This window comes from Achromobacter agilis (assembly GCF_900496965.1).
GTDB lineage: Bacteria > Pseudomonadota > Gammaproteobacteria > Burkholderiales > Burkholderiaceae_B > Achromobacter > Achromobacter agilis.
This window is the reverse complement of sequence record NZ_UFQB01000011.1, coordinates 70559-89724: the sequence shown is the minus strand read 5'-3', so window position 1 is coordinate 89724 and position 19166 is coordinate 70559. Positions and strand designations below refer to the sequence as shown.

The window sequence follows — 19166 nt, the reverse complement described above, 5'->3', positions numbered from 1 at the left end:
GAGGCCCGAGCATGATCACCCTGGATTCCATCGAGGCGCTGCGGGCGTTTGCCGGCCAGCCTCCCGCCCTCACCGACTGGCAGACCGTCGACCAGGACACCATCAACCGCTTCGGCCTGGCCACCGGCGACACGCAGTGGATCCACATGGACCCGCAGCGCGCGCAGGCCGAATCGCCCTACGGCGCGGCCATCGCCCACGGCCTGCTGACGCTGTCTCTGCTGCCCAGCCTGTTCGCCTCCGCGATGCGCTTTCCGAACCGCCGGCTGGCGGTGAACTACGGCTTCGACCGCGTGCGCTTCACGCAGGCAGTCAAGGCCGGAGCACGCATCCGCGCCGCCTTCTCCCTGGCCACCGTTGACGAGCTGCCCGACGGCCAGGCCCGTCTTCACTGGGACGTGCGCATCGACATCGACGGCGAACAGCGGCCCGCGCTGGTGGCGCGCTGGCTCACGCAGGTCGCCTATCACAGCCGCAACGAGGAGCAGTCATGACATTGAAGATATCGCGCCACGGCGCCACCGCGGTGCTGACCATGGACCGCCCGGACCAGCGCAACGCGCTCAATCTGGAGATGCGCGATGCCTTCGCGCGCGCGCTGCCTGAACTGCGCGAGGACGATGGCATCAAGGCGGTCGTGCTGACCGGCGCCGGCGGGCATTTCTGCGCCGGCGGCGACATCAAGTCCATCGCGCAGGCCCACGCCCAGGGCCTGGATGCGTTCGAAGGACGCGAACGCATCCGCAAGATCCACCGCTGGTACGACGCGCTGGTGGACCTGGAAAAGCCCGTGATCAGCGCGGTGGACGGCGTCGCCTTCGGCGCCGGCCTATCGCTCGCGCTGTGCGCCGATTACGCCATCGCGCGGCGCGGCGCCACCTTCTGCGCCGTGTTCGCCCGCATCGGCTATGTGCCGGACATGCTGGGCATGTATCTGCTGCCGCGGGCAGTCGGCCTGGCGCGCGCCAAGGAACTGGTATTCACCGCCCGGGTGTGCGAGGCCGAGGAGGCGCTGAGCCTCGGCCTGGTACAGGCCCTGTGCGACGGCGATCCGCTGGAGCAGGCGCTGGCCATGGCCGAGCGCTTCCATGCCGCCCCGACTCAGGCCCTGGGCCTGGCGAAATCCATCATGAACCGCACCTTCGAGTCCACGCGCGAAGACATCTACACGCAAGAGGCGATGGCCCAGGCGATCTGCCGCGACAGCGCCTACCACCGCGACGCCGCCCGGCGCTTCGTGGAAAAGCAACCGCTTGCCTACAAATGGGATTGAACCGCATGCCCACGGAAAACACGCCGGCCGAGCTGGCTCCCCAGGCCCGCTACGAGGCCTATCTGGACGAAGGCCGCTTCATGCTGCAGCGCGACCGCATCAGCGGCGAGCATTTCTTCTATCCGCGCGTGGCGGCGCCGCGCAGCGGCTCGCGCGACGTGGAATGGGTCGCCCCCAGCGGACTGGCCCGCGTCTATGCCGCCACCGTCATCCATCCGCGCCCGCCCGAACCGCCCTATGGCGTCGTGCTGGTAGACCTGGATGAAGGGCCGCGGCTGATGTCCCGGGTGGAAGGCCTCCCCGCGCACGAGGTGCGCATCGGCTTGCGGGTGCGCGCCCGCGTCGTCCAGGAAGCCGGCCGCGGCGTGCTGGTGTTCGAACCCGCGACGGAGCAGGCATGAACCAGGATCGCTTTCCGCGCGGCAAGGCCGCCATCGTCGCCGGCGCCACCTACGGCATCGGTCAGGCGCCGGGCATGAGTTCCATGGACCTGGCCGTCGCCGCCAGCCTGCGGGCGCTAGATCAGGCCGGGCTGCGGCCCGACCAGGTCGACGGCCTGTTCATCGGCCTGCCCGACGACTTCATGTCCGGCCTGGGCTTTGCCGAGTACCTCGGCATTTCGCCCCGCCTGACCGACAACAACCGGACCGGCGGATCCTCTTTCCTGACGCACGCCATGTGGGCCGCGCTGGCGCTTGAGGCGGGCCAGTGCGATGTCGCGCTCATCGCCTACGGCAGCAACCAGCGCAGCGCGGCGGGCAAGCTGGTCAGCTCCATGCGCCCCTCGCCCAACGAGGCACCCTACCGTCTTGCGCGGCCCGTGGGGGCCTACGCAATGGCGGCCTCGCGCTACGCCCACCAATATGGGCTTACGCGCGAGCAACTGGGCGCGGTAGCCATCGCCGCCCGCCAATGGGCCATGCTCAACCCGGAGGCCTACCTGCGCGAGCCCCTGGACATGCAGCAGTACCTGTCGGCCCGGATGGTCGCCGAACCGCTGGGCGTACGCGACTGCTGCCTGGTCACGGACGGCGCCGCCGCGGTGGTAATGACCCGCGCCGACCGGGCGCGCGACCATTGCGCGCGGCCGGCCTATCTGCTGGGCGCCGCGGCCGCGACGGACCACCGCGAAATCACCAACATGCCGGACCTGACCGTCACGGCGGCCGTCCGCAGCGGCGCGCGCGCCTTCGCCCAGGCCGGCGTGCGTCCGCAGGACATCGACGTGCTGGAGCTTTACGACGCCTTCACCATCAATCCCATCCTGTTCCTCGAAGACCTGGGCTTCTGCGCCAAGGGCGAAGGCGCCGCCTTCGTCGAAAACGGGCGCATCGCGCCGGGCGGCGAACTGCCGGTCAACACCAACGGCGGCGGCCTGTCCTGCGTGCACCCCGGCATGTACGGCCTGTTCACCATGGTCGAAGCCTTCGTCCAACTGGCCGGCCAGGGCGGCGCGCGCCAGGTGCCCGGGGCGCGCCTCGCGCTTGCGCACGGCAACGGCGGCGAACTGTCCAGCCAGGCCACGCTGATCCTCGGCAGCGCCGAAACGCTCTGACCTCACACAAGGAAAAACCATGAACCAAACCGCCTATCTTCTCGACCAGCGCAGCATCATCGTGACGGGCGCGGCCCAGGGCATCGGCCGCGCCATCAGCGAACTGGCGCTGCAGCTCGGCGCCCGCGTGACCGCAGTGGACATGAACGCCGATGCGCTGGCCGCCTTCGAACGCGACGCACCCGAAGGCCGGCTCCTGCCGCTGGCCGGCGACGTCTCCGACCCGGCATTCGCCGCCTCAGCGATGGAAAGCGCCGCCGCGCGTTTCGGCACGGTCGACGGCCTGGTGAACAACGCCGGCATCACCCGGATCGCCATGATCGAGAAAATGACGCAGGAAGCGTGGCAGAAGGTGATCGACGTGCATCTCACGGGGTCTTTCCAATTCCTGCAGGCAGCCGGCCGCCACATGCTGGCCACGGCCCGCGAGACGGGCAGGCCCGGCGGCGCCATTGTCAACATCACGTCGGACGCGGGACGCCGCGGCACGATCGGGCAGATCAACTATGCGGCGGCCAAATCGGGCGTGCTGGGGCTGACCATGAGCGCAGCGCGCGAATGGGGCAAGTACGGAATACGCGTGAACACCGTCGGCTTCGGGGTGGTGGAAACGCCCATGACGGAAACGATCCGCGGGGACAAGTTCCGCGACACTTATCTGTCGCAGATCCCGCTGGGACGGTTTGGGCAGGCCGGAGAAGTGGCCTGGCCGGTGTGCTTCCTGCTGTCGGATGCCGCCTCGTACATAACGGGGCAGCACATCTATGCCAATGGCGGCATGACCATCGGCATGTGAACGGCGCCGAGCCGCCGCCAGTGGCGGCCCGGCACGGTCTCAGGCGTCGATGCCGCGGGAAGTCAGGTAGTCGTCGTAGCCGCCGCGGTAATCGACGATCTCGCCCGAGGGCAGGATTTCGATCACGCGGGTGGCCAGGCCGGACACAAACTCGCGATCGTGCGACACGAAGACCAGCGTGCCTTCGTACTTTTCCAGCGCGAACTGCAGCGACTCGATCGATTCCATGTCCAGGTGGTTGGTGGGCTCGTCGAGCAGCATGACGTTGTGCCGGCCCAGCATCAGGCGGCCGAAGGTCATGCGGTTCTTTTCGCCGCCCGACAGCACCTTGGGCGCCTTGGGCAGATCGTCCGCCGAGAACAGCAGGCGGCCCAGCACGGAACGGATCGACTGGTCGTCGTCGCCCGGCTGGCGGTGTTCGCCCATCCAGTCGAGCAGGTTGATGTCGGTTTGCAGGAACTGGTCCGACACGTCCTGCGCCATATAGCCCAGGTCCGCGTTCTCGGACCACTTCACCGAGCCGGCATCCGGCTGCAAGTCGGTGGCCAGCAGGCGCAGCAGCGTCGTTTTACCGACGCCGTTGGCGCCGATGATGGCGATCTTCTCGCCAGCGTCGACCATGGCCGAGAAGTTGCGGATCACGGGTGCGTCATAGGACTTCGACAGCTGCTCGACCGTGACGGCCAGGCGGTGCATGACCTTGTTCTGCTCGAAGCGGATGTAGGGGTTCTGGCGCGACGACGGCTTGACCACGACCTGCTCGGACTTGATGCGGTCGATCTGCTTGAGGCGCGAGGTGGCCTGGCGCGACTTGGACTTGTTGGCCGCGAAACGGCGCACGAAGTCCTGCAGTTCGGCCACGCGTTCCTTGGCCTTGGCGTTGTTGGCCACCAGGCGCTCGCGGGCCTGGGTGGAGGCCAGCATGTAGTCGTCGTAGTTGCCGGGGTAGACGCGGATCTCGCCGTAGTCCACGTCGGCCATGTGCGTGCACACCTGGTTCAGGAAGTGGCGGTCGTGGCTGATGATGATCATCGTGCTCTGGTAGCTGTTGAGCACGTTTTCCAGCCAACGAATGGTGTTGATGTCCAGGTTGTTGGTGGGTTCGTCCAGCAGCAGGACGTCAGGATTCGAGAACAGCGCCTGCGCCAGCAGCACGCGCAGCTTCCAGCCGGGCGCCACTTCGCGCATGGGCAGATTGTGCTGGTCGACGGCGATTTCCAGGCCCAGCAACAGTTCGCCGGCGCGGGCTTCGGCCGTATAGCCGTCATATTCCGCGAACTTGGCTTCAAGTTCGGCGGCGCGCATGTAGTCGTCCTCGGTGGCTTCCGGATTCGCGTAGATGGCGTCGCGTTCGGACATGGCCGCCCACATCTCGGTGTGGCCCATCATGACGACGTCCAGCACGCGCAGGTCTTCGAACGCGAACTGGTCCTGGCGCAGCTTGCCCAGGCGCACGCCCGGCTCCAGCGACACGTTGCCCGCCGACGCCTCCAGGTCACCGCCGATGATCTTCATGAAGGTCGACTTGCCGGACCCATTGGCCCCGATCAACCCGTAGCGGTTGCCTTCCCCGAACTTGACGCTGACGTTCTCGAAAAGGGGTTTGGGACCGAACTGGATGGTGAGATTGGCGGTGGATATCACGGTGTTTTTTAGAGGCTAAGGGCGTCGGGGACGCGTGCGGGAAACCTGACATTGTACCAAGCCCGTCTGGCACCCGCCCCGCCGGGCGCGTTCACCCCTGCGTAGCCCCGCGTTTTCGCCCCTGCGGCGGCCCGCCAGCCGCCCTCGTGCCGCCTCTGCGCTACCGGTTCACGTCGATGACGTATCGCCCGCGGTTGTTCCCCGCCATCAGCCGGGCGGCGAGTTGCGGCACCTGCCCCAGGCCGGCGGTCACGGCGATGTCGCCGAACGGCATTTCCTCATAGACCCGCCCCAGCCTCTCCCAGGCCTGCCGCCGCCTGGACACCGGGCACATCACCGAATCTACCCCCAGCAGCCGCACGCCGCGCAGAATGAAGGGCATGACCGTCGCGGGCAGATCGGCGCCGCCGGCCAGGCCGCAGGCCGCGACCGCGCCGCCATATTCCATCGACGCCAACACCCGCGCCAGCACCTTGGCGCCCACGGTGTCGACCGCGGCAGCCCAGCGCTGGTTCTCCAGGGGTTTGGGCGGCTCCGCCCATTCCGGCCCCGAAACGATCTCGGCCGCGCCCAGCGACGTCAGGTAAGGATGGACGGATTCACGCCCGGGCTGCACCAGCGCCGCGACCCGGTACCCCAAGCGGGCCAGCAGCGCCACCGCCACGCTGCCCACGCCGCCGGACGCGCCCGTGACCAGCACCGTCCCGGCGCCCGGCGCGACGCCCGCCGCCTCGATTTCCATGACGCAGAGCATGGCGGTGAGCCCGGCCGTGCCGATGGCCATGGCCTTGAAGCTGTCCAGGCCCGGCGCAAGCGGCACCAGCCATTCCGACTTGACGCGCTGCACCTGGGTGTAGCCGCCCCAGAAGCGCTCGCCCACGCTCCAGCCCGTCAGAACTACGGGCGCGCCGGCCGGGTAATCCGCCGCGCTGGATTCGAGCACTGTGCCCGCCAGGTCGATGCCGGGCACCATGGGGAAATCGCGCACGATCCGGCCCCTGCCGGTCACCGCCATCGCGTCCTTGTAGTTCAGGCTGGAATAATCGACCTTGACCGTCACGTCGCCGGGCGGCAAGCGGGCAATGGTCAGGTCCTGCAACCCGCACTTCGTCTTGCCGTCATCCTGCGTCAGCACCAAGGCCTTGAATGGATCGTCATGCTTCATCGGTTTTCCTCTGTGATTGATCATTGCGGCGGGCTAGTCGACGCGGCTGCCCGATAGCTGGACGAGTTCGCCCCAGCCGCGGTATTCCTGGCGCAGCAGCTGGGCGAAGTCCTCCGGCGTATCCACCCGCGCGAACGCGCCGATGGACTTGAGCGACTGGGCCAGCGCCGGCGTGGCCACGGCCTCGCCGATTTCCTGGTTCATGCGCTGCACGATGGATTTGGGCGTGCCCTTCGGAAACAGCATGCCCAGCCAGGGATTGGCCTGGAACGCCGGATAGCCCGCTTCGGCAAAGGTGGGCGTGTCTGGGAGCATCGGCAGGCGCTGGCTCGCGCCCACGGCCAACGCCTTCAGGCGCCCGGACTGGATATGCGGCAGGGTGACCGCCACCGTGTCCAGGCCGATGGCAACGTTGCCGGCGATCATGTCCGTCATCGCCTTGGCGCTGCCCTGATACGGAATGTGGGTCAGTTGCAGCCCCGCCTCGCGCTCCAGCATCACCATTCCCAGGTGCGACAGCGTGCCATTGCCGGACGACGAAAAATTCAACGCCCCGGGGTGTTGCTTTGCGTAGTCGCGCAGCCCCGCCACGTCGCCGAATGGCTGCGCGGCGTTGGCCACCAGCACCATCGGCAGATCGGCCACCAGGCCGACCGGCTCGAAATCGCGCAGGGTGTCGTAGCCGGTGGACTTGTACAGATGCGGGTTGGTGACCAGTGACGCGGTAGCCGAGAGCATCATGGTGTAGCCGTCGGGCGCGGACTTCGCCAGCGCCGCCAGCGCGATGCTGCCGCCCTGCCCCGGCCGGTTCTCCACGATGACGGGCTGCTTCAATCTGGTGGATAGCCGTTCGGCCAGGATCCGCGCCACCGCATCCGTCGCCTGCCCCGGCGGGAAGCCCACCAGCAGTTTGATCGGCTTGGCGGGCCAGTCGGCCGCGGCCTGCGCTGGCGCCGCCGCGATCAGGCCGATCGCAAATATCCACGCTACTGTCCATGCACGCATTGCTGTCTCCTCCTGATGGCGCCCGGGGCCTGTCTGAAAGCGGCTCCGTGGCGATGGAACCGGTCTCAGATCACGCCCCGCTCCCGCAAGCCGGCCTGCTGCGCGCCGGAGAAACCCAGCGCGCCCAGCACCTCGTCGTTGTGCTGCCCGAGGCTGGGCCCCGCGTGATGCACGGCGCCCGGCGTCGCAGAGAACCGGGGCACCACGCTCTGCATCCTGACGGGCCCCAGTTCGTCGTCGTGCACGGACACGATTCCCTCGCGGGCCGCGATGTGCGGGTCCCGGAAGATGTCCACGATGTCGTAAATAGGGCTGAATCCAACGGCATGCGCGTCCAGCAAGGCTGCCAGCTCGTCGAGCGTATGGCGCGCGATCGCCTCGGCCACGAGCGCATCCAGCGCCTCGCGGTTGCGCACCCGGTCGGGATTGGTCCTGTAGCGCGGATCCTCGGCCACGCCGGTCAGTTCCAGCGCCACGCAGAGCCGCTCGAAAATGCGTTGCGTCGAGGCCGCGATCGAGGCCCAATGGCCGTCCCGGGTCCGGTACACATTGCCGGGCGCCGCGTACTGGCTGCTGTTGCCCAGCCGGCCCCTGACGATACCGAGCTGGTCGTACTCGATGGGAAGAAAATCCATCACCCGGAACATCGATTCCATCAGCGAACAATCGATTTCCTGGCCCTGGCCGCGCGGCGCCACTTTTTCGCGGTACAAGGCGGCGACGATGCCGAGCGCGCCGAACAGGCCGGCCACGGCGTCGGCAATGGGAAACCCCATGTGCAGGGGCCGTCCGTCCGATTCGCCGCAAATATTGGTAAGGCCGCTCATGGCTTCGAACACCCGGGCGAATCCGGGCTTGTTGCGGTACGGGCCGGTCTGCCCGAACCCCGTCACGCGCAAGATGGTCAGCGCCGGATTCTGCTCATGCAGCCATTCGCGCGTCATGCCCCAGCCGTCCAGCGTGCCGGGGCGGAAGTTCTCCACCAGCGCATCGAAGCCGGGCAGCAGACGCGCCACGATGTCGCGCCCTTCCGGGGTGCGCAGATCGATCGAAATGCCTTTCTTGTTGCGATTGGCCACCTTCCACCACAGCGGCACGCCCTCCTTGTGCGGCGCCAGGGCCCGCAGGGGATCGCCCGCCCCGGGAATTTCCACCTTCAGCACGTCGGCGCCCAGGTCTGCCAGCAGCGTTGCGGCCCAGGGGCCGGCCACCACGGTGGACAGGTCAAGAATACGGACGCCTTTCAACGGACCGGCACTTTCCTCGAAACTCATCTGCTGACTCCTTGGGCCTTGCCGGAGCGATCCGGCAAGCCACGCTGCGCGAACACGAGAGGTATGGGGAATTCTGTGCTGAAATCGAGCCATCCGGAATGGACATTTTTGATAAACCAGTTATCTTGATTTGAGATGGGTTTCAGCCATGGACCTCAAGAACCTGCGGGTATTCACACGCATCGCCGAAGCCGGCAGCCTGACCCGGGCCGCCGCCGCGCTGGGGATCGTGCAATCGGCGTTGAGCCGCCAGCTGTCCGAGCTGGAACAGGAGTTCGGCGGACGGTTGTTTTTTCGCACCGGACGCGGCGTGCTCCTGACCGAGCTGGGCGAAAGCCTGATGCCGCGCGCCCAGGCGCTGCTGCTGGAGGCCGACCAACTGCTGGAGGAAGCGAAGGCCGCCCAGCGCAAGCCGGCCGGGATCGTCAATCTGGGCGTGATTCCCTCGCTATCGCAGCCGCTGACCGGCATGCTGCTGACGTACACGCAGGCGCGCTATCCCGGAATCCGGCTGCGGGTTTTCGAAGGCTATAGCGGGGAGATCGAGGCCTGGCTGGCCAACGGCAAGATCGATATCGGTATTTACAACCGCTATCGCACCGCCTCCACGCGCATGCTGGAAGTGCTGTTCGAGACGGAAATGACGGTGGTGACCCGGGCCGGTTCCGCGCTGGCCGCCAGCCCCGAACTGCGCCTGGTCGACCTGGCGGCGGCGCCATTGGCGCTGCCCGTGCGCCCCAACGCGCTGCGCACGGTGCTGGACAGCCTGACTTTGCGCGCGGGAATTGAGTTGAACGTCGTGCTCGAGGCCGACTCCGGCGTCGTCATCAAGGACGCCATACGGCGCGGCGGCCTGCACAGCATTCTGCCCAGCCATGCCGTATCGGCGGAAGTGGCGGACGGCAGCCTGGTCCCGATCCGCCTGGCCGATCCCGTCATCCGCCAGACGGTGCTGATGGATCTCAGCCGGCAACGGCCCGCCACCGCGGCCACGCGGCTGCTTTTCAAGGCATTGCCGGATCTTGCGCGGGAAGTCGTGGCGGGCGCGCCCGCCAGCGCGCCGCTTCGCCCTGCTTAGTGGTGGTGTTCGTCCAGCACCAGGTGCGCCAGCCCGCGCTCGGTGGCCAGGCCCACTTTCTGCCCGATCGGCAGCGTCGCCTTGGTGGCCACGTGCCCGTAAGGCAGCCCTGTCACGACGGGAACCTTGACCGTCCGGCGCAGCCAGGCGACCACCTCGTGCAGGTCATAGCCCTTGTCGTGAGGAGCCAGCTTGTAATCGGAAAAACGGCCCAGCACGATGGCCTTCTGGCGGCCGAGGATGCCCGCCTGGTGCAGCTGGATCAGCATGCGTTCGATGCGGTAGGGATGCTCGGCCACGTCTTCCAGGAACAGGATGCCGCCGCGCACCTTGGGCAGGTAGGGGGTGCCTACCAGGGACGTCAGCATGGCCAGGTTGCCGCCCCAGAGAATGCCGCGGCAATCCACCGGATCGGCGTCCTGGGTTTCGAAGCTGAGGATTTCCAGCTCGCCGCGCATCACTTCGCCGAACAAGGCCTCGGTCAGGTCGTCGACCTTCTTGCCGCCGAAATCGGCGACGGCGGTGGCGCCGGTGTAGCTGACCGCGCCGGTCTGCGCCAGCAGGCCCAGGTTGAACGCGGTGAAGTCGCTCATGCCGACGAAGCGCTTGCCGCTGTCGGCCATGGCTTTCCAGTCGATGGAAGGCAGCAGGCGGCCCAAGCCATAGCCGCCGCGCGTCACCATCACGATCGGCAGTTTCTGCTTGGCGGCCCGCGTCAGGCTGGCCAGGCGCTGCGCATCGGTGCCCGCGAAACGCTGGTGCACGGCCAACGCCGTGCGGTCCAGGGCCGTCTTGAACCCCTGCCCCTGCAGGCGCGTGCGCGCCAGTTCGACGGTGGCCGGATCGCGCACCGCTGACGAGGGCGAGATCAGGTAGATGCCGCGCGCGTCGGGCAGCGCGTGATCGTGGCTGTGGTCATGCCCGCAATCCTCGCCGCATTCGTGGTCGTGATCGTGATCGTGGCCATGGTCGTGGCCGGCGGCCTTCGCGCCACGCGGCTTGGCGGCTTTGGGGGTACTCATGCTATGGATTCCTTGCTGCGGCGTTCGCGGAAGAACCGGCGCAGCAGCGCGCCGCAGGGTTCCGCCAGCACGCCGCCGGTGACTGAGGTGTGATGATTGAGTTTGGGAACCGACCCCACATCCAGCACGCTGCCGCAGGCGCCGGTCTTGGGATCGTAGGCGCCGAACACAACGCGGGCCAGCCGCGCGTGCAGCATGGCGCCGATGCACATGACGCAGGGCTCCAGGGTGACGTACACGGTGATGCCGGGCAGGCGGTAGTTCTCGAGCGCCCGGGCGGCGCTGCGCAGCGCCACGATCTCGGCGTGGGCGGTCGGGTCGTGATCGATGATGGTACGGTTGTAGCCGCGCCCCAGGATGTCGCCCTGCGCGGACACCACCAGCGCGCCCACCGGCACTTCGCCGATGTCGTAGGCGGCCTGGGCCTCTTCCAGCGCCGCGGCCATGAAGCTGGCATCCTGCGCCGTCCAGGACGGAACGGCCGCCACCGCGTCCGCCTCAACCACGGTACACCCGCGACTTCAATGCGATGCGGCCGGCCAGGCTGGTCACGGCCTCTTCGAGCCATTGATAGAGTTCGGCCTCTTCGCTGTAGCGGGCCTGGTTCAGGTTCGACACCCGGCCCTCTTCGATGAAGCCCCAGGCCCGGCTGCGCTTGTCGCGATGCTTCGGATCCCAGACGCCGAAGGCGAAGCCGCCGGCGCGGCGGATCAGCGAAAAGCACGGAATATCGGTGTAGCCGTCGCCGACGAACACCATCTGATCGAACGGCACGCGCAGGCGGTCTTCGGGCACCTTGCGGTTGACCTCGAAGGGCTTGTTGCGGAAATCGCGGCCGATGATGCCTTTCTGGATGTGGAACAGGTAGCGGGTCTTGTCCGTGAAGCTGACGATGCGGCGCGGGAAATCGATGCCGCCGTTCTCGCCGTAGACGAATTCGGACGCCCAGATCTCGGTGAATTCATGGGCGATGGGCGTGGAACGGACCACGTCGCCGATGCCGCTGGAAATCAGGTAGAACTCCAGTTGCACCTGCGGCTGCTCTGCCCTGACGGCGGCGCGCAGGCGCTGGAACAACGTGGGCACGCCTTCATGCAATTCCAGCCGGGCGCCCCAGTCCTGGAGGCGCTGCTGCGTGATCAGGCCGTGCTTGCCCCCCTGCGACAGGCGGATCATCTGGTACAGGTAGGCGGGCACCGGGTCCCAGTCCTGCCGCGACAGCAGCGGATCGACGTCGTCCTTCCAGAAGGACGCCGTGTCCACCCCGATGCTCTCCAGGAAGCCGGACGTGCTGTCCGAGGCCAGCGTGTCGTCAAAATCGAAAACCAGGGCGATGACGTCGGACATGAATGTGCGTGAAAAAGGGCAATAGCCGCCATTTTGCCTGAATGTGGCGGCGGCTGCGCCCCCGGAAGGGCCGGAACGCGCGGTTCCCGCCCCTCCTTTTGCCCCCGCCTTACTGGCGAACGGGCGCCGTCATCGCGCCGCCGGCCGGCGCGGGGGCCATGCCCGGCGCGCCCGCGGCAGGCGGAACCGAGTCCGCCGGTACCTGGATCACCGTTTCGCGCAGGACGCCGCCGCCCTGCACGCTGCCGCGCACATTGGTCGGCGCGGTCATCTGGGTTACGCAGTCCTGGCGGGACGCCGCCGGCAGGCGGTTGCAGCGGTCGATCATGTTCTGCTGGTACTGGTCGGCGCTGCCTTCCTTCAGGTTCTGGCGGCCGGCTTCCTGGCGGGCCGCGCCGGCTTCGCGCATGCAGGCGGCCGGATCCTGGCCGGTGGAGCCGCTTTTGCAGGCCGCCACGTCTTGCTGATACTGGGATTGGGCTGTGCCGCGGCCGGTCGCATCAGCCGCGTGGACCGCCCCCGCGGCCAGCATCAGGCCTGCCGCGCAAAGGGTCGCCGCGAGGCGTTTGGTGTGCATGGGTCGAATATTCATGGCCAGCTCCTTCAATAGCGATTGCACCAGAACGGCGCGGCCTGAGGACCGGCGCCGCTCGCTCGAGACCTGCCACGCCTTGCGGGGGCGGGTCATTGCTTCACTATCCCACGATGAAGCGGCGCCGGGGTGTCCAGCAACATGAAATCGTAAGACGACGTTTCAGATGACGCGGCGCAGCATCGGGAGTTGGCAGAGACGGGGCAGCCTCCGCGGGCGGGCTAACGCGCGTCCGCTAACGCGCGTCCCTGTCGGCATCCGCCTCGGTTAGGCGGTTGCGGTAGGTTGCGGCGCGCATCAGCAGCATCGCGGTCACGGGGGACGACACGATCAGCAGCAAGGTAATGACGACTTCGTGGAACACCGGGCGGGCCGACAGCGCCGAAAACACCAGGATCGACGCGCCCAGGACGCAGCCGCAACCCATGGTGTTGCCCAGCGTAGGCGCATGGATGCGCGCATAGAACGTGCGAAAGCGCAGCAGGCCGGCCGAGCCGGTCAGGGCCAGCAGGCCGCCGAGCACCAGCAGGATGCTGGCTGGAATGCCTGCCCACAGCGGGATCTGGGCGTCGATCATGGCTCGATCACCTCGCCGCGCAGCAGGAAGCGGGCCATCGCGGTGGATCCGACGAAGCCGAACAGCGCGATCAGCAGCGCGATATCGAAATACACGGAAGTGCCGGAGCGGATGCCGAAGACCAGCATCGTCAGCATGCCGTTGATGTAAAGGGTATCCAGGGCCAGGACGCGGTCCTGGGCGGTGGGCCCGCGCAGCAGGCGGATGGTGGCGCACACCATGCCCAGCGCGAAGCAAAGCAAGGCAAAGGACGCCGCCCAATAAAGTACGGTATTCATTCGAAAATCTCCATCAGCGGGCGCTCGTAGCGCTCCTGCACCAGCTTGACCCAGTGTCCTTCATGCTGCAGATCCAGCACGTGCAGCTTGAGGTGGTGGTCGTCGGTCAGGTCCACCCAGACCGTGCCGGGCGTGTAGGTGACGATGCAGGCCAGCATCGCCAGGCCGTGCGGGTCGCGCATGGTCAGCGGAATCATGATGAATCCGGGGGAAAAATCATTGGGCCGGGGGTTCAGGATCAGCTTGCCCACCGCAATGTTGGACCTGATGATGTCCGCCGTTACGTGCAGGAACAGCGGCACCGCCTTCCACAAGCGGCGCGGCCGCGCGTGCAGCGGACGCAGGCGCGACGCCGCCCAGGTGAACCACAGCGCCAGCGCGATGCCCAGGGCAATCTGGCCCGCGGACAGGCTTTGGTTCAGGACCAGCCACAGGACGAACAGGAACGCCGGCAGGAAAACGAAATAAAAGCGCCGCATCAGCTTCCCCCCTTGAGGCCGCGCACGGTCTGCGCCGACATGACGGCCTCGATATACGACTGGGGCCGGTCCAGGGAACGGGCTGCATCGTCCAGGTAGGCCGACACCGGCCCCGCGCCGGCGGCCAGGCCCACGCAAAGCAATAGCAGCACGGCCACCGGGCCGGCTTCGATCACGCGCAGGCGCGGCGTGCTGCGGTCGTCGCTTGCCCAGAACACGCGGATGCCGGTGCGGCTCAGACCGATCAGGCCGGCCAGGCCGGAAACGAGCACCGCAGCCACCAATATCCAGGCGTCCATCGGCAAGGCCGATTCATTGGCCGCCGACACGGCGGCCGACAGCAGCGAGAGCTTCGCGACGAAGCCCGACAGCGGCGGCAGCCCCGTCACCAGCAGCGCGCAACAGATGAACGCCAGGCCCAGGAAGGCCATGGCAGCGGGGATGGCCACCCCCACCACGTCGTCGGAACGGTTGACCGAGGCCGGGTCGTCGAGGTCGAAAGCGTCGAGCGTCACCGCCAGCACGTTGGCGCCGAAACTGCGGGTACGCTCGATCAGCTCGGCCAGCAGGAAGAACGCGCCCGTGGTCAGCACCGAACTGATCAGGTAGAACAGCGCCGGGCCGGTCAGCGTTACGCCGGGCATGCCCAGGGCGGTCAGCAGCGTGCCGGCCGACACAATGACGCAGTAGCCCACCATTTTCTCCAGCTGCTGCGTGGCCAGCAGGCCAAGGCCGCCGAACAGCAGCGTGGCCAGGCCGGCCGCGAACATCCAGTCCAGGCTGAACGCCGCGGGCGCGCCCGTCGGCAGCAGCAGCGAACCGATGCGCAGCAGCGCGTAGATGCCCACCTTGGTCATGATGGAGAACATGGCGGCGACGGGCGCGCCGGCCGAGCCATAACCCCTGACGAGCCAGAAGTTCAAGGGCCAGGCGCCCGCCTTCACCAGGAAGGCCACGCCCAGGATGGCTGCGCCCGCCTCGAACAGCATGCGGTCGGCGCCGGCCAGGTTGCCCGCGCGCAGCGCCAGGTCCGCCAGATTCAGCGTGCCCGTGACGCCATAGATCAGCGCAATGCTGATCAGCAGCAGGAACGACGCCGCCAGGTTCACCGCGATGTACTGCAGGCCGGCGCTGACGCGCGTCATACCGGAGCCGTGCAGCAACAGGCCGTAGGACGCGGCCAGCAGCACCTCGAAGAACACGAACAGGTTGAAGAGGTCGCCCGTAAGGAAGGCGCCATTCAGCCCCATCAGCAGGAACTGGAACAAGGAATGGAAATGCACGCCCGCGCGGTCCCAACGGGCCAGCGCGTACACCAGCGTGGCCAGGCCCAGCACCGCGGTCAGCGTCAGCATGACGGCGGCCAGCCGGTCCACCACCAGCACGATGCCAAAGGGCGCGGGCCAATCGCCCACCAGGTAGACCCCTACCCCATCGGGCCAGATGCCCGGCACGGCGCCGCCGGCGACCGCCAGCAAGGCGATGGCGGCGGCCAGTTGGGCCAGCGTGGACACCAGCGCGATCGCGCCGCGCGCGTAGCGGCTGGTGTCGGCCAGCAGGAGCATCACCGCGCCGGCCAGCAGCGGAGTGATGATGGGCAATATCGGAAGATGCTGAAGCCAGAAACTCAAGATTGGGACTCCCGTCCATCAACGTGGTCGGTACCCGTGAGGCCGCGCGAGGCCAACAGCACAACCAGGAACAGCGCAGTGGTGGCGAAGCCGATCACGATGGCCGTCAGCACCAGCGCCTGGGGCAGCGGATCGGCATACCAGGAGGGATCATGGGCCATGGCCGGATCCACCACCGGCGGACGGCCCGACGTGAGCCGGCCCATGCCGAAAATGAACAGGTTCACCGCGTAGGAAACGAGCGACAGGCCCATGATGAACTGGAACGTCCGCGGCCGCAGCAGCAGCCACACGCCCGAGCCCGCCAATACGCCGATCGCGATGGCATAGATCAATTCCATCAGGCTTCCCCTGTTTGAGCGGCGGCCGCCTGGACCTCGGCGGCGGCCTTGCGTTGCGCGCGTAGCGATTGGTGAGCCAGCGCCACCAGCACCAGCACGGTGGATCCCACGACCAGCATGTACACGCCCAGGTCGAACAGCAGCACGCTGGACAGATGCACGTGGCCGACCAGCGGCAGCGCGATGTCCCAGGACAGCGCGGCCAGGAAGGGTTTGTAGGCCAGCCAGGCGGCCATCGCGGCGGAGCCCGCGAACAGCAGGCCGATGCCGATCCAGTTCTGCGGGTTGAGGCGGCTGCGCGACTCGACCCAGTACACGCCGCCGACCATGTATTGCAGAATGACGGCCGTGGCGAAGATGAGGCCGCCGACAAATCCGCCGCCCGGCTCGTTGTGCCCGCGCAGCAGGAAGTAGACCGAAACCAGCGCGGCCGTGGGCAACAGCAGGCGCACCAGGACCGTGGGCACCATCATCGAACCCGAGGGCACCAGGGATTTGATGTCCGGCGCGGCGGGCACGCCGCCGTCCTGGTCGAGCTGCTGGCGCGGCAGGTCCGCGCTTTCGGTGGCGGGACGGAAGCGGCGCAGCAGCGCATAGACCGTGAGCGCCACGATGCCCAGCACCGTGATCTCGCCGAACGTATCGAAACCGCGGAAGTCGACCAGGATCACGTTCACCACGTTGGTGCCGCCGCCGTCGGGCAGCGCGCGGTCCACGAAAAAGGACGAAATCGTTTCGCCCTGCGGACGCGTCAGCACCGCATACGCCAGCGCCGACATCCCGGCGCCCGCGGCCACGGCGATCAGCAGGTCGCGCAGGCGGCGGCCCCGGGCGCGCAGGGAAGCCGTGAGGCTTTCCTCTTCGTCGTCCTGCGCGATCCGCCGGGGCAGCCAGCGCAGGCCCAGCAACAGCAGCACCAGGGTCACGACCTCGACAGACAGCTGGGTCAATGCCAGGTCGGGCGCGGAGAACCAGACGAAGGTCAGGCAGGTGATGAGCCCCGCGCCGCCGGCCAGCGCCAGCGATGCCAGGCGGTGGTACTTGGCCTGGTAGGCCGCGGCCAGGGCGCAGACCCCACCCACCAGCCACAGCAGCGCGAACGCCGGGTCGACCGGGCTCAGGCTGCCGTCGCCGTTCAGCCAGCCGCCCGCACGCAGCGGCAGCCAGGCGACGAACAAGGTGCCCAGCACGATCAGCAGCATTTGCACCTGCAGGCGCGAGGACGACACCCAGCGCAGCAGCCAGGCGGCGGCCACGCTGGAACCGTCCAGCAGCGCCTCGAACGTGCGGCGGCCGTCCAGGCGGTAGATGAATGGCACCCGGCCGGGATTGGCGCGCTGGTGCGCGCGCAGGGCCAGGTACAGCAGCACGCCCGCCGTGGTGGCGACCAGGCTCATGACCAGCGGCAGGTTGACGCCGTGCCAGACGGCGAGGCTGTACTCGGGCATGTCCTGCCCCAGGATGCTGTGGGCCGCGGTGGCCAGGAACGGACCGACGGTCAGGCCGGGCAGCACGCCCACCAGCAGGCACATGAAAACCAGCAGCGCGCTCGGGAACAGCATCCAGCGGGGCGGCTCGTGCGGCGCGCGCGGCAGGTCGGTGGCCGGCGGGCCGAAGAACACTTGCAGGATGAAACGCAGCGAATACGCCACGCTGAACGCCCCGGCGATCGTGGCCACCAGCGGCAGGCCGATCTCGGTGATCCGGTCGCCGCTGACGAAGGTCGTTTCGGCGAAGAACATTTCCTTGGACAGGAAGCCGTTGAGCAGCGGCACGCCCGCCATCGACGCCGCCGCCACCATGGCCAGCGTGGCGGTGATGGGCATGGCCTTGTACAGGCCCGACAGGCGGCCGAGGTCGCGCGTGCCGGTTTCGTGGTCCACCACGCCCGCCGCCATGAAGAGCGACGCCTTGAACGTGGCGTGGTTGATCATGTGGAAGATGGCGGCCACCAGCGCCAGCGTGCTGTTCAGGCCCAGCAGCAACGTGATCAGCCCCAGGTGGCTGATGGTGGAGTAGGCCAGCACCCCTTTCATATCCTGCTGGAAGATGGCGGCGTACGCGCCCAGCACGAGCGTGATCAGCCCCGCCCCGCCGATGATCCAGAACCATTCGTCCGTGCCCGACAGCACCGGCCAGAAACGCGCCAGCAGGAAGACGCCGGCTTTCACCATGGTGGCCGAGTGCAGGTAGGCGGATACCGGGGTGGGCGCCGCCATCGCGTTGGGCAGCCAGAAATGGAACGGGAACTGCGCGCTCTTGGTCAGCGCGCCCAGCGCCACCAGGATCAGCACGGCCGGATACCAGGGATCGGCGCGCACCAGGTCGCCCGCGGCCAGCACGCGGTCCAGGTCGTAGCTGCCGACGATGTGGCCCAGGATCAGCACCCCGGCCAGCAGGCACAGCCCGCCCCCGCCCGTGACGGTCAGCGCCATGCGGGCGCCGCGCCGGGCGTCCAGGCGATGGTGCCAGTAGGCGATCAGCATGAACGAAGCCAGGCTGGTCATTTCCCAGAACATGACCAGCTGGATCAGGTTGCCCGACAGCACGACGCCGAGCATGGCGGCCATGAAAGCCTGGAAAAACGAGAAGAAGCGCGGCACCGGATCTTCCGGCGACATGTAGTAGCGGGCATACAGCACCACCAGCGCGCCCATGCCGGACACGATCAGCGCGAACAGCCAGGCGTAGCCGTCCATGCGCAGGGTGAACTGCAGGCCCAGGGCCGGCGCCCACGGCATATCGACGCGGACCACGCCGCCGTTGGCGACGTCGGGATAGAGGGTGGCGACCAGAACCACACAGGCCAGGGCGATAAGGCCCGCCAACCACGCCTCGGCATTGCGGGCGTTGGATGGCAGCAGCGCGGCGCACAGGCTGCCGGCGAACGGCAGAGCGAGGATCAGGATCAGCGACATGGCGTTCCGAGAATGTCCGGGCCCCCTCCCGCCAGCGCAAGGCAGCGAAAGACGAAACAGACCGGGGATTGAAAAACGGACGGAACCCTGGCCCGGTGCGTCGCTGCACTACACGTTGCCCCGCGGGGACATCAACCAACGCCATTGAACGGCGCAGACAGAAACAAACGCAATAGTTTTCTTGCAAGACC

The 19166-nt window shown here is 67.7% G+C and carries 20 protein-coding genes; 6 read left to right on the top strand and 14 right to left on the bottom strand.

All coding sequences use genetic code 11. From position 1 onward, the window contains the following. The first annotated feature begins 11 nt into the window (after window positions 1-11). From AGI3411_RS14815 to AGI3411_RS14795, 5 genes are read left to right on the top strand one after another with little or no spacing between them, the layout of a single operon-like run. A complete protein-coding gene (locus AGI3411_RS14815) occupies window positions 12-494 on the top strand; it encodes a MaoC family dehydratase (RefSeq protein ID WP_129528127.1) in 483 nt (160 codons plus the stop codon). Next, window positions 491-1273, top strand: a complete 783-nt coding sequence (locus tag AGI3411_RS14810) for an enoyl-CoA hydratase/isomerase family protein (protein ID WP_129528126.1) — start codon at window positions 491-493, stop codon at window positions 1271-1273. Before AGI3411_RS14815 ends, AGI3411_RS14810 begins: the two co-directional genes overlap by 4 nt. 5 nt (window positions 1274-1278) lie before the next feature. Further along, complete coding sequence (locus tag AGI3411_RS14805; RefSeq protein ID WP_129528125.1) at window positions 1279-1674, top strand: Zn-ribbon domain-containing OB-fold protein; 396 nt, start codon at window positions 1279-1281, stop codon at window positions 1672-1674. Beyond that, on the top strand, window positions 1671-2828 hold the full coding sequence (locus AGI3411_RS14800) for a thiolase (protein ID WP_129528124.1): 1158 nt from the start codon (window positions 1671-1673) through the stop codon (window positions 2826-2828). The genes AGI3411_RS14805 and AGI3411_RS14800 overlap by 4 nt, the downstream gene beginning before the upstream one ends. Before the next feature lie 19 nt (window positions 2829-2847). Continuing rightward, the gene (locus tag AGI3411_RS14795; protein ID WP_129528123.1) at window positions 2848-3624 is read left to right on the top strand and encodes an SDR family NAD(P)-dependent oxidoreductase; all 777 of its coding nucleotides are present in this window, start codon (window positions 2848-2850) and stop codon (window positions 3622-3624) included. A 39-nt stretch (window positions 3625-3663) separates the two neighbouring features. Here the strand turns inward: AGI3411_RS14795 and AGI3411_RS14790 are convergent, their stop codons facing one another. The 4 genes from AGI3411_RS14790 to AGI3411_RS14775 form a co-directional block, all read right to left on the bottom strand. Next, a complete protein-coding gene (locus tag AGI3411_RS14790) occupies window positions 3664-5268 on the bottom strand; it encodes an ABC-F family ATPase (RefSeq protein ID WP_129528122.1) in 1605 nt (534 codons plus the stop codon). Window positions 5269-5428: 160 nt separating this feature from the next. Further along, on the bottom strand, window positions 5429-6433 hold the full coding sequence (locus AGI3411_RS14785; RefSeq protein WP_129528121.1) for an MDR family oxidoreductase: 1005 nt from the start codon (window positions 6431-6433) through the stop codon (window positions 5429-5431). A 33-nt stretch (window positions 6434-6466) separates the two neighbouring features. After that, entirely contained in the window at window positions 6467-7438 is a 972-nt protein-coding gene (locus tag AGI3411_RS14780) for a Bug family tripartite tricarboxylate transporter substrate binding protein (protein WP_129528120.1), read from the bottom strand. A gap of 65 nt (window positions 7439-7503) precedes the next feature. Beyond that, window positions 7504-8712, bottom strand: a complete 1209-nt coding sequence (locus AGI3411_RS14775) for a CaiB/BaiF CoA transferase family protein (protein WP_129528119.1) — start codon at window positions 8710-8712, stop codon at window positions 7504-7506. A 148-nt stretch (window positions 8713-8860) separates the two neighbouring features. On the opposite strand from AGI3411_RS14775, the gene AGI3411_RS14770 reads away from it, so the two are divergent. After that, window positions 8861-9790 carry a LysR family transcriptional regulator gene (locus tag AGI3411_RS14770; protein ID WP_129528118.1) on the top strand — a complete coding sequence of 310 codons (930 nt, stop codon included), beginning with the start codon at window positions 8861-8863 and terminating at the stop codon, window positions 9788-9790. Here the strand turns inward: AGI3411_RS14770 and AGI3411_RS14765 are convergent. The 10 genes from AGI3411_RS14765 to AGI3411_RS14720 form a co-directional block, all read right to left on the bottom strand. Next, window positions 9787-10812, bottom strand: coding sequence for an LD-carboxypeptidase (locus tag AGI3411_RS14765; RefSeq protein WP_129528117.1), 1026 nt, complete (start codon window positions 10810-10812; stop codon window positions 9787-9789). The genes AGI3411_RS14770 and AGI3411_RS14765 overlap by 4 nt on opposite strands. After that, window positions 10809-11300, bottom strand: a complete 492-nt coding sequence (gene tadA / locus AGI3411_RS14760) for a tRNA adenosine(34) deaminase TadA (protein WP_129528205.1) — start codon at window positions 11298-11300, stop codon at window positions 10809-10811. Before tadA ends, AGI3411_RS14765 begins: the two co-directional genes overlap by 4 nt. Before the next feature lie 10 nt (window positions 11301-11310). Further along, a complete protein-coding gene (locus AGI3411_RS14755) occupies window positions 11311-12159 on the bottom strand; it encodes an HAD family hydrolase (RefSeq protein ID WP_129528116.1) in 849 nt (282 codons plus the stop codon). Between the two features lie 109 nt (window positions 12160-12268). Further along, window positions 12269-12751: a hypothetical protein gene (locus AGI3411_RS14750; protein WP_129528115.1), complete on the bottom strand. Its 483-nt coding sequence runs from the start codon at window positions 12749-12751 to the stop codon at window positions 12269-12271. Window positions 12752-12986: 235 nt separating this feature from the next. Next, complete coding sequence (gene mnhG / locus AGI3411_RS14745; RefSeq protein ID WP_129528114.1) at window positions 12987-13328, bottom strand: monovalent cation/H(+) antiporter subunit G; 342 nt, start codon at window positions 13326-13328, stop codon at window positions 12987-12989. Then, window positions 13325-13606 carry a K+/H+ antiporter subunit F gene (locus AGI3411_RS14740; RefSeq protein ID WP_129528113.1) on the bottom strand — a complete coding sequence of 94 codons (282 nt, stop codon included), beginning with the start codon at window positions 13604-13606 and terminating at the stop codon, window positions 13325-13327. Before AGI3411_RS14740 ends, mnhG begins: the two co-directional genes overlap by 4 nt. Continuing rightward, entirely contained in the window at window positions 13603-14085 is a 483-nt protein-coding gene (locus tag AGI3411_RS14735) for a Na+/H+ antiporter subunit E (protein WP_129528112.1), read from the bottom strand. The genes AGI3411_RS14740 and AGI3411_RS14735 overlap by 4 nt, the downstream gene beginning before the upstream one ends. Then, the gene (locus tag AGI3411_RS14730) at window positions 14085-15716 is read right to left on the bottom strand and encodes a monovalent cation/H+ antiporter subunit D (protein ID WP_129528111.1); all 1632 of its coding nucleotides are present in this window, start codon (window positions 15714-15716) and stop codon (window positions 14085-14087) included. Before AGI3411_RS14730 ends, AGI3411_RS14735 begins: the two co-directional genes overlap by 1 nt. Next, complete coding sequence (locus tag AGI3411_RS14725) at window positions 15713-16057, bottom strand: Na+/H+ antiporter subunit C (protein WP_054453926.1); 345 nt, start codon at window positions 16055-16057, stop codon at window positions 15713-15715. The genes AGI3411_RS14730 and AGI3411_RS14725 overlap by 4 nt, the downstream gene beginning before the upstream one ends. Next, the gene (locus AGI3411_RS14720) at window positions 16057-18975 is read right to left on the bottom strand and encodes a monovalent cation/H+ antiporter subunit A (protein WP_129528110.1); all 2919 of its coding nucleotides are present in this window, start codon (window positions 18973-18975) and stop codon (window positions 16057-16059) included. Before AGI3411_RS14720 ends, AGI3411_RS14725 begins: the two co-directional genes overlap by 1 nt. Between the last annotated feature and the right edge of the window lie 191 nt (window positions 18976-19166).